Below are 10,262 nucleotides of genomic sequence, written 5' to 3'. Positions count from 1 at the left end.
TTGATGCTCAAAGAATTAAAACTGTTTATAAAATCAGTAGTCACTCTTCAAGACTTGATATTTTGTTGCATCCGAAGATGCTGAGATATCAATCCTGCGAGTGCCCACACAGATTGTCTGATAAATTGTTAAAGAGCAGTGCTACTTTCTCAGTAGCGCGGGCTGTGCATATTACGCTTTCCCGCTGCGTAGTCAAGCATTTATTTTTCGCTTCACTTCGCCTGACACGCCGCTTTGCAAGCCGTTGTTCCGTGTCAGTGGAGGCGCATTATAGGGAGTTCTTCGGCGGTGACAAGCGTTTATTTAAAAAAACTTTCTGACCGCATTCTTTTTCGCCAACCCGCTTATTTACAACACTATTTGATGCTTAACTGCTCAATTTCATGGGCAAACCGGGTCACCTGCTGCCAATCGGTGTAAACCACTTCTTTACTCGTATCGGTTTCGCCATCGGTCATTTTCATAATTAAACGGATCATGAAGCGGTCCAGCCAACCATAGCGCGGGTAGCGTAGTGCCCCAGCAAATACCGCGCAGTGATCGGGACGCCACACTGAGTTAAGCAAGAACTTACGTGTATAGGCGTTAGTTTGAGGAGAACGCTTCTCCGGTTTACGCGCAACCAGGTTTACCGAGAAGAAAGCGCTGGCTCGCTCATTCAGCTGCTGCTGGTGCTTCTTCACAAATGTATCGACAGAAGCATGGAAATGCCCGTAGCGGATAGAAGCCCCGATCACTACCCGGTCGTAGTTAGCCCAGGCGATATCTTCGCAGCGATGAAGATTCACTACATCACTCTCAATGCCCAGCTCTTTCAGCTCAGAAGCTATATAGGAAGCAATTTCACGAGTTTGACCATCTCGGGTCGAAAACAGAATTAGGGTTTTCACACAGGCTCCGGTTACTCGCGCCAGAAGGTTGGCGTGAACAGTACTAATAGGGTGAAGACTTCAAGACGGCCAAACAGCATATTCACGATCAGGATCCATTTGGCGACAGGATTCATACTGGCAAAGTTATCCGCCACTACACCAAGACCTGGGCCGAGGTTATTGAGCGTTGCCGCAACGGAAGCAAAAGCCGAGAAGTCATCGACGCCGGTCGCAATGATGGCCAGCATACTGACGATAAATACCAGCGCATAAGCAGAGAAGAATCCCCATACGGCTTCGAGGATACGTTCCGGCAACGCACGGTTCCCAAGCTTGATGCTATAAACCGCGTTCGGGTGTACCAGGCGTTTTAGCTCACGGTTCCCTTGTTTAAACAGCAGCAGGATACGAATAACTTTCAGGCCGCCACCGGTAGACCCTGCACAACCACCGATAAATGCAGAGCAGAGCAGCAGTACCGGTAAGAATAGCGGCCAACGGGCAATGCTGTCTGTGGTAAAACCCGCAGTTGTTGCCATCGAAACGACCTGGAAGAAGGCCTGGTTGAGCGTCTGCAGGGCAGACTGGTAAGTATTGTGGAACCAGAGCACCAGCGTGCAAACCAATACTAGCGTTAGCTGCACGCCGATGAACATACGGAATTCAGGGTCGCGCCAATACACTTTCAGGCTCCGCCCGCTGAGCAAAGAGAAGTGCAAACCGTAGTTACACCCAGAAATCAGCAGAAAGATAGCGATGATGGTATTGATTGTTGGGCTATTGAAGTAGCCAACGCTGGCATCATGGGTAGAGAAGCCGCCAATCGCGATAGTGGAGAAGCTGTGCCCGATAGCATCGAATGCTGGCATACCCGCAAACCAAAGCGCCAGCGCACAAGCAACCGTCAGCAGAACATAGATAAGCCACAGCGTCTTTGCCGTTTCGGCAATACGCGGGCGCATTTTATTGTCTTTTAGCGGCCCCGGCATTTCTGCCCGATAAAGCTGCATTCCCCCGACGCCAAGAATAGGCAGTATCGCAACAGCCAGCACGATGATCCCCATCCCGCCAAACCACTGCAGCATTTGGCGATAGAAAAGAATGGCGTGAGGTAAGGAGTCAAGCCCTACCAGCGTGGTTGCTCCGGTAGTTGTCAGCCCGGAGAAGGATTCAAAGAAAGCATCGGTAACCGTCAGATTCGGCCGCTCGGCGAAGACAAAAGGCAGTGCCCCCACGCTCCCCAGCACGGTCCAGAACAGAACGACTATCAGAAATCCTTCCCTCGGCTTCAGCTCCCCCTTCTCTCTGCGGTTAGGCCACCACAGCAGGGAGCCTATTGTCAGAGCAACGAAAAACGTTTGGGTAAAGGCACGGCCGGCACCATCGCGATAGATTAGAGCCACTAAGCCGGGGAGTATCATGGTTCCGGAAAAGAGGATAACCAACAGACCAACGATTCGGGTTATGGCGCGAAAATGCATTTCAGCCGCTTCCTTAAATATCTATAAATAACGAGGTGGGATTATTGTTCAAACGGCAATAAATGCAATGCACCGCGGCTAAAATCACTCAGCCTGGCGCTGAAGGCTACCACCTGGGTTTGCGGCAACGCTACGTGCAAATCAACGGCAACCTGGAAGTCGCTTTCCACGATAAGACCATCGCTTTGCTTGAGCAGCGCTTCCACACCCGCCAGCTGCGAATAGTCGCACTGCAAAGTATATTCGGTTAACGGCACTTTGAGCACTGTCGGAAGCTGGTTTAACGCCAGCTGTACGCCGCCGCCGTAGGCTTTCACCAGGCCACCCGTGCCCAGCTTCACCCCGCCATAATAGCGCACTACAACCGCCGTGATTTCACCAATGCCTTTACCCATCAACTGAGCCAGCATGGGTTTCCCTGCGGTGCCGGCAGGTTCGCCGTCATCCGAGAAACCGAGCTGCTGCGAGTCATCCGGCGCTCCGGCGACCCACGCCCAGCAGTGGTGCCGGGCGTCCGGGTGTTCAGCCCGGACCTTCTCAACAAACGCTTTAGCCGCTATTACCCCGTCCGTATGAGCGACAAGGGTAATGAAGCGGCTTTTCTTAATCTCCTCGCTAACCGTGACGGGCTCTGCGGGGATTGGCCAGCTTTCCATTACGCGAGCTTCAGGTTACGCGTCATGTTTTCGGTGCTGTTTTCATAGATAACGACGTTATCTTCAATACGAATGCCGCCAAACGGCTTCAGGGCTTCAATGCGCTTCCAGTCGAAGTGCTTGCTGTATTGCCCTTCACGCCACGGTGCCAGCAACGATTCAATGAAGTACAGGCCAGGCTCGATGGTCAGCACCATGCGAGGTTCCAGCACACGGGTACAGCGTAGATAAGGATGCTGGGAAGGCGCTGCCAGATGCGTCCCGGTATCGTCCTGCATAAACCCGGCTACGTCATGAACCTGCAGGCCCAGCGGATGCCCGATGCCGTGAGGCATGAACGGCGTGGTGATCCCGGCTTCCAGCATCGCCTCTTCACTGATGTCGTTCACCAGCTTGTGGCGGTGCAGCAGCTTAGCCAGCCGCTGATGGAACTGGATGTGGTAGTCGGTGTAGCGCACGCCGGACTTCATGGTGTCAATAAGCGCCAGTTGCTCTTCGTTGACATCTTTAATCAGGTGAGCAAAGTCGCTGTCACCGTGGGTGGTCCAGGTGCGGGTCAGGTCGGCGGCATAGCCGTTATATTCTGCCCCGGCATCCAGCAGGAAACTGCGGATTTCGGCAGGTACGCGGTGATCCAGCTTGGTGTAGTGCAGCACCGAGGCATGCTCATTGAGCGCTACGATATTGCCATAAGGCACGTCAGTATCGCGGTGGCCGGTTGCCGTCAGATAAGCGATGTTAATATCGAACTCGCTCATACCGGACAGGAAAGCTTCATGCGCAGCACGATGGCCCACGACCGCCGTTTTCTGCGCTTCACGCATGCAGGACAGTTCGTAGTCCGTTTTATAGGCGCGATAGTAATGCAGGTAATCGATAACCCCTTTCGGGTTGATATTGGCTGGCGTGATATCTAGCTGCAAAGCGCGCTCTGGCACCGGGCCAATGTAGCCGATATTGCCGCGAGCGGCAGGCAGTTGGCTACCAATGCCGTCGGCTTTTGGCAGCGCTATCACTTCAATATCATCGGTCCAGAAGGATTCCGGCAGCGGCTCTACGTTATGCCAGTAATCCACCGGCAAATAGAACCACAGCTTCGGCTTATTCACGCCGTCCACCAGCAGCCAGCAGTTTGGTACCTGAGTGACCGGCACCCACGCCTTAAACTGCGGGTTAACTTTAAACGGATAGGCATGGTCATCAAGGAAGACGTTGAACAGCTCCCCGGAGTGAATAAGTAATGCATCAAGGTTAAAACGCGCCAGAACGTTGCGGGTACGCTCCTGTAGCGTTGCCACATGATCTTTGTAAAGCGCGGCCAGTGATTCCATAATTTATCCTTCTGTTTTTGTACCTGTTCGCCACGCATCTTAGCATACCGCACAAACCGTCGAGTTATTTCCGCCGCCTGTGATCGAGTTTGCAAATATTTAAAGAGAAATTTGCATTTCGTTAACATCAATTCCACACTCCGCCTCATCTGGTACGACCAGATCCCATTGCTGGATTCAGGAGACTGACATGCTCTACCAAGGTGAAACCCTACATCTCGACTGGCTGGAAGACGGCATCGCCGAACTGGTGTTTGATGCCCCCGGCTCCGTCAACAAGCTGGATACGGCGACCGTCGCCAGCCTCGGCGAAGCGCTGGCCGTGCTTGAAAAGCAGCCGAACCTCAAAGGCCTGCTGCTGAGCTCCAGCAAGTCCGCCTTTATCGTTGGCGCCGACATTACCGAATTCCTCTCGCTGTTCCTGGTCCCTGCCGAACAGCTGACCCACTGGCTGCAGTTCGCCAACAGCGTGTTTAACCGCCTGGAAGATCTGCCGGTCCCGACCATCGCAGCCGTGAATGGCTATGCGCTGGGCGGCGGATGCGAATGCGTACTGGCGACGGATTACCGCCTCGCCACAGCAGATGCCCGCATTGGCCTGCCGGAAACCAAATTAGGCATTATGCCTGGCTTCGGCGGTTCCGTTCGCCTGCCACGTTTGTTGGGCGCAGATAGCGCGCTTGAAATTATTACCGCAGGCAAAGACGTCGGTGCGGCAGAAGCGCAAAAGCTGGGCCTGGTCGACGGTGTAGTGAAAACCGAAAAGCTGCGCGACGGTGCGCTGGCGATTCTGCGTCAGGCAATCAAAGGCGAACTGGACTGGCAGGCTAAGCGCGAGCCGAAACTGCAGCCGCTGAAACTGAGCAAAATTGAAGCCGGTATGAGCTTCACCATTGCCAAAGGCATGGTGGCGCAGATCGCCGGTAAACATTATCCGGCCCCGATGACCGCGGTAAAAACGATTGAAGCCGCCGCTGGCCTTGGTCGCGATGAAGCTCTGAAGCTGGAAACCCAAAGCTTTGTACCGTTGGCTCGCTCCAATGAAGCCCGCGCGCTGGTCGGTATCTTCCTGAACGATCAGTTTGTTAAAGGTCAGGCGAAAAAGCTCACTAAAGATATCGAAACGCCTAAACACGCGGCCGTACTCGGCGCAGGCATTATGGGCGGCGGGATTGCTTATCAGTCCGCCTGGAAAGGCGTGCCGGTATTAATGAAGGACATTAATGAGAAATCGCTGGCGTTGGGGATTAATGAAGCCAGCAAGCTGCTGAACAAACAACTCGAGCGCGGCAAAATTGACGGCATGAAGCTGGCGCAGGTTATCTCAACCATCCAGCCAACGCTGGAGTATGCAGGGTTTGACCGTGTCGACGTCGTTGTTGAAGCCGTTGTTGAAAACCCGAAAGTGAAAAAAGCGGTACTGGCAGAAACAGAAGATAAGGTTCGTCCTGACGCCGTACTGGCTTCCAACACCTCTACTATCCCTATTAGCGAACTGGCAAGCGTGCTGAAACGCCCGGAAAACTTCTGCGGCATGCACTTCTTTAACCCGGTTCACCGGATGCCGCTGGTTGAAGTCATTCGCGGGGAAAAAACCTCGGACGTGACGATTGCCAAAGTGGTGGCGTGGGCGAGCAAAATGGGCAAAACGCCTATCGTGGTAAACGACTGCCCGGGATTCTTTGTGAACCGCGTGCTGTTCCCCTACTTCGCAGGCTTTAGCCAACTGCTGCGCGACGGCGCAGACTTCCGCCAGATTGATAAAGTGATGGAAAAACAGTTCGGCTGGCCAATGGGCCCGGCTTACCTGCTGGACGTGGTCGGGATTGATACGGCCCATCACGCTCAGGCAGTGATGGCCGCAGGCTTCCCGCAGCGCATGAGCAAAGATTACCGCGACGCGATCGACGTTCTGTTCGATGCCGGGCGCTACGGCCAGAAAACCCAGCAGGGCTTCTACCGCTTTAAAGAAGACAGCAAAGGCAAACCGCGCAAAGAGCAGGACGAAGCTGTCGATAGCCTGCTGGCAGAAGTCAGCCAGCCGAAGCGTAACTTTAGTGACGAAGAAATTATCGCCCGCATGATGATCCCGATGGTCAACGAAGTCGTTCGTTGCCTCGAAGAAGGCGTGATTGCCAGCCCGGCGGAAGCCGATATGGCGCTGGTTTATGGCCTCGGTTTCCCTCCGTTCCACAGCGGTGCCTTCCGCTGGCTGGATACGCTGGGCAGCGCGAAATATTTCGATATGGCGCAGCAGTACCAAAACCTCGGCCCACTGTACGTCGTGCCTGAAGGCCTGAAGGCCAAAGCATCACGCAATGAGCCATACTATCCACCGGTTGAGCCCGCCCGCTCGGCCAGTGACCTGAAAAGCGCCTGAGGAGTGATTATGGAAAAGGTTGTTATCGTTGATGCCATCCGTACGCCGATGGGCCGCTCTAAAGGCGGCGCGTTCCGCAACGTTCGCGCGGAGGATCTGTCGGCGCACCTGATGCGCAGCATTCTGTCCCGCAACCCGGCACTCGAAGCCGCAGCGCTGGATGATATTTACTGGGGCTGCGTGCAGCAAACGCTGGAGCAGGGCTTCAATATTGCACGCAACGCGTCGCTGCTGGCGGAAATCCCTCATTCGGTCCCGGCCACCACGGTGAACCGTCTTTGCGGATCGTCAATGCAGGCGCTGCACGATGCCGCACGCATGATTCAAACCGGTGACGCGCATGCTTGCCTGATTGGTGGCGTGGAGCACATGGGCCACGTGCCGATGAGCCACGGCATTGACTTTCATCCAGGCCTGAGCCGCAACGTGGCAAAAGCCGCCGGCATGATGGGCCTGACGGCTGAAATGCTCTCCCGCCTGCACGGCATCAGCCGTGAAATGCAGGATCAGTTTGCCGCTCGCTCGCATCAACGAGCCTGGGCCGCAACGGAAGCCGGACACTTTAAAGCCGAGATTATGCCTACCAGCGGTCACGATGCCGACGGCGTTCTGAAGCGCTATGACTTCGACGAAGTCATTCGCCCGGAAACCACGGTTGAAGGCCTGGCGGCGCTGAAACCCGCTTTCGACCCGGTCAACGGCACCGTAACCGCAGGCACATCGTCTGCGCTGTCCGATGGCGCATCCGCAATGCTGCTGATGAGTGAATCTCGCGCCAAAGAACTGGGCCTGAAAATCCGCGCTCGCGTGCGTTCTATGGCCGTCGTCGGCTGCGATCCGTCCATCATGGGCTACGGTCCGGTTCCGGCATCAAGGCTGGCGCTGAAAAAAGCAGGCCTGACGGCTCAGGATATCGACCTGTTTGAAATGAACGAAGCGTTTGCCGCTCAGATCCTGCCGTGTATTAAAGATCTGGGGCTGATGGATAAGATCGACGAGAAGATCAACCTGAACGGTGGCGCGATCGCGCTGGGTCACCCGCTTGGCTGCTCCGGCTCACGCATCAGCACCACGCTTATCAACCTGATGGAGCGACGCGACGCGCAGTTTGGCCTGGCCACGATGTGTATCGGTCTGGGTCAGGGCATCGCGACCGTATTTGAACGCGTTTAATAAAAAACGAAACTGGGTTTAGTTGCCGTGTTTCCCGCCTGTCAGGGGCGGGTTTTTTTATTTATTCGGCATAAAAAAACCACCGACGATGCGGTGGCTTATTCTGACGACGGACGGCCTTAGATAAAGGAGAACGCGTCGCCGAACATGTGATCAACCAGTGCACCGCGCTCGTTGCAGAACAGGTCACGGGCGATTTTCGCCATTTCGAAACGGCCGGCGATATAAATATCGTGCCCGCTCAGTGAACTGTAATCCTGCATAACGGCGGTCAGTACTGTCCCGCTACGCCCGCGCCAGCCTTCTTCCGGCTGCTCAACCACGGCTTCAACACGGAGATTCTGGTGCTGTAAGGTCAGCCCTTCAAGCTCGGCCAGATCGTAAAGATGCTTCTCTTCACGACCGCCCCAGTAAATGGCAATTTCACGCTGCGGATTACGCGCCAGCGCCGTCAGCAGAATGGAGCGAACGTAAGAGAACCCCGTTCCCCCGGCAATCAGAATGAGCGGGCGGTCTTCATCTTCACGCAGCCAGGCATCGCCGTGTGGCATATCAACCACAATTTCCTGCTCTTTCAGAATACGGTCCATGACCGCCATGGCGTAGAGGTTGAGCTCTGAGGCACCGATGTGCAGCTCAATGAACTCATGCTCGCTCGGCGTGGATGCCATAGAGAACGGGCGCTTATCCCGCTCGTCCATCACCACCATCAAATACTGCCCGGCCTGGAATGAGAAATCGCCTTCCGGCAGCAATCGAACGCGATACACCGTGTCGGTTATCGCTTCTACCGAGTTCACTTTACAGCTTAAGGTTGTCATGCGTCCCCTCTGTCGGGTCAATAATGCTAAACCGTAAAGGTCGCCGCTCAGGCGCCTTTGTCGTTATCAAAAATAGCCAGTTCATCCCAGATTGCATCAATACGCGCGCATACCTCAACATCTTTCTTGATTGGGCGCCCCCATTCACGCTGGGTTTCGCCCGGCCATTTATTGGTGGCGTCCAGTCCCATTTTAGAGCCCAACCCGGAAACCGGGGAGGCAAAGTCCAGATAGTCTATCGGTGTGTTATCCACCAGTACCGTATCACGGGACGGATCCATGCGAGTAGTGATCGCCCAGATAACATCGTTCCAGTCGCGCGCATTCACATCGTCATCGCACACGATAACGAATTTGGTGTACATAAACTGGCGCAGGAAGGACCACACGCCCATCATCACTCGCTTAGCATGCCCGGCGTACTGCTTTTTAATCGTCACCACCGCCAGCCGGTATGAACACCCTTCCGGCGGCAGGTAGAAATCGATAATTTCCGGGAACTGCTTTTGCAGGATAGGCACCAGCACTTCATTGAGCGCGACGCCCAGCACCGCTGGTTCATCCGGCGGGCGACCGGTATACGTTGAATGATAAATCGCATCCTGCCGCTGGGTAACGTGAGTCACGGTAAACACCGGGAAGCTGTCGACTTCATTGTAGTAACCCGTGTGGTCACCGTAAGGACCTTCCGGCGCCATTTCGCCAGGCTCAATGTAGCCTTCGAGAACGATTTCCGCGCCCGCTGGCACCTCAAGATCGTTGGAGATACACTTAACGACCTCGGTTTTTGTGCCACGCAACAGCCCGGCAAAGGCGTATTCTGAAAGCGTGTCAGGCACCGGCGTCACGGCACCAAGAATGGTTGCCGGGTCGGCGCCCAACGCTACGGAAACAGGAAAACGTTCGCCCGGGTGAGCCTCACACCACTCCTGGAAGTCAAGGGCACCACCACGGTGGGATAACCAGCGCATAATGAGCTTATTCTTGCCAATCAGCTGCTGGCGGTAAATACCCAGATTTTGGCGCTCTTTATGCGGGCCACGGGTCACCGTTAGGCCCCAGGTAATCAGCGGAGCGACGTCCTCCGGCCAGCAACGCATAATTGGAATACGATTCAGGTCGACTTCATCACCTTCCCAAATCTGCTCCTGACAAGGCGCGTTACGCAGACGTTTGGTTGGCATATTCAGAACTTGTTTAAACTGCGGCAGCTTATCAAACAGGTCACGAAAACCTTTTGGTGGCTCCGGCTCTTTGAGGAAAGCCAGCAGTTTTCCGACTTCACGTAAGGCGGTGACATCCTCCTGCCCCATGCCCATTGCCACGCGTTTCGGCGTTCCAAACAGGTTGCACAGCACCGGCATGGTGTAGCCTTTCGGATTTTCAAACAGCAGCGCCGGGCCACCGGCTCGCAGAGTGCGATCGGCAATTTCGGTCATTTCCAGATTCGGATCGACGGGCAATGCGATACGTTTGAGTTCGCCCTGCTGCTCTAGCAGCGCAAGAAATTCGCGTAGGTCGTGGTATTTCATGCAATTTATCATGACG

9 protein-coding genes are annotated in these 10,262 nt (G+C 54.9%); 3 read left to right on the top strand and 6 right to left on the bottom strand.

What is annotated here, in order from left to right:
• The coding region (locus VGM55_RS02770; protein WP_331634507.1) for a hypothetical protein at positions 1 to 320 on the top strand (320 nt) is incomplete at its 5' end.
• A 36-nt stretch (positions 321 to 356) separates the two neighbouring features.
• On the opposite strand, the gene hemG is transcribed toward VGM55_RS02770, so the two are convergent.
• From hemG to pepQ, 4 genes are read right to left on the bottom strand one after another with little or no spacing between them, the layout of a single operon-like run.
• Positions 357 to 890, bottom strand: a complete 534-nt coding sequence (hemG, locus tag VGM55_RS02765; protein WP_331634506.1) for a menaquinone-dependent protoporphyrinogen IX dehydrogenase — start codon at positions 888 to 890, stop codon at positions 357 to 359.
• A gap of 11 nt (positions 891 to 901) precedes the next feature.
• On the bottom strand, positions 902 to 2,353 hold the full coding sequence (gene trkH / locus VGM55_RS02760; protein WP_154189481.1) for a Trk system potassium transporter TrkH: 1,452 nt from the start codon (positions 2,351 to 2,353) through the stop codon (positions 902 to 904).
• 41 nt (positions 2,354 to 2,394) lie between these two features.
• Complete coding sequence (locus VGM55_RS02755; RefSeq protein WP_154189480.1) at positions 2,395 to 3,009, bottom strand: IMPACT family protein; 615 nt, start codon at positions 3,007 to 3,009, stop codon at positions 2,395 to 2,397.
• Positions 3,009 to 4,340: a Xaa-Pro dipeptidase gene (gene pepQ, locus VGM55_RS02750; RefSeq protein ID WP_154189479.1), complete on the bottom strand. Its 1,332-nt coding sequence runs from the start codon at positions 4,338 to 4,340 to the stop codon at positions 3,009 to 3,011. Before pepQ ends, VGM55_RS02755 begins: the two co-directional genes overlap by 1 nt.
• 190 nt (positions 4,341 to 4,530) lie before the next feature.
• Here pepQ and fadB point away from each other — a divergent pair, with 190 nt between their 5' ends.
• Together fadB and fadA are read left to right on the top strand one after the other, a co-directional pair.
• Positions 4,531 to 6,720 (top strand): fatty acid oxidation complex subunit alpha FadB, encoded by a 2,190-nt coding sequence (gene fadB, locus VGM55_RS02745; protein ID WP_331634505.1) that lies wholly within the window; start codon positions 4,531 to 4,533, stop codon positions 6,718 to 6,720.
• 9 nt (positions 6,721 to 6,729) lie between these two features.
• Positions 6,730 to 7,893, top strand: a complete 1,164-nt coding sequence (gene fadA, locus VGM55_RS02740) for an acetyl-CoA C-acyltransferase FadA (RefSeq protein ID WP_331634504.1) — start codon at positions 6,730 to 6,732, stop codon at positions 7,891 to 7,893.
• Positions 7,894 to 8,012: 119 nt separating this feature from the next.
• Here the strand turns inward: fadA and fre are convergent, their stop codons facing one another.
• Together fre and ubiD are read right to left on the bottom strand one after the other, a co-directional pair.
• Positions 8,013 to 8,714 carry an NAD(P)H-flavin reductase gene (gene fre, locus VGM55_RS02735; protein WP_038476815.1) on the bottom strand — a complete coding sequence of 234 codons (702 nt, stop codon included), beginning with the start codon at positions 8,712 to 8,714 and terminating at the stop codon, positions 8,013 to 8,015.
• 47 nt (positions 8,715 to 8,761) lie between these two features.
• Positions 8,762 to 10,255 carry a 4-hydroxy-3-polyprenylbenzoate decarboxylase gene (ubiD, locus tag VGM55_RS02730; RefSeq protein WP_331634510.1) on the bottom strand — a complete coding sequence of 498 codons (1,494 nt, stop codon included), beginning with the start codon at positions 10,253 to 10,255 and terminating at the stop codon, positions 8,762 to 8,764.
• Positions 10,256 to 10,262: the final 7 nt, after the last annotated feature.

Source organism: Cedecea sp. (assembly GCF_036500665.1).
Lineage (GTDB): Bacteria > Pseudomonadota > Gammaproteobacteria > Enterobacterales > Enterobacteriaceae > Cedecea.
The sequence above is the reverse complement of the archived record's forward strand: the minus strand, read 5'-3'. Positions and strand labels throughout refer to the sequence as shown.

Excerpts from the sequence above, each read along its gene's own strand:
- trkH (WP_154189481.1), bottom strand. The coding sequence starts at position 2,353 with ATGCATTTTCGCGCCATAACCCGAATCGTTGGTCTGTTGGTTATCCTC.
- VGM55_RS02755 (WP_154189480.1), bottom strand. The coding sequence starts at position 3,009 with ATGGAAAGCTGGCCAATCCCCGCAGAGCCCGTCACGGTTAGCGAGGAG.
- pepQ (WP_154189479.1), bottom strand. The coding sequence starts at position 4,340 with ATGGAATCACTGGCCGCGCTTTACAAAGATCATGTGGCAACGCTACAG.
- fadB (WP_331634505.1), top strand. The coding sequence starts at position 4,531 with ATGCTCTACCAAGGTGAAACCCTACATCTCGACTGGCTGGAAGACGGC.
- fadA (WP_331634504.1), top strand. The coding sequence starts at position 6,730 with ATGGAAAAGGTTGTTATCGTTGATGCCATCCGTACGCCGATGGGCCGC.
- fre (WP_038476815.1), bottom strand. The coding sequence starts at position 8,714 with ATGACAACCTTAAGCTGTAAAGTGAACTCGGTAGAAGCGATAACCGAC.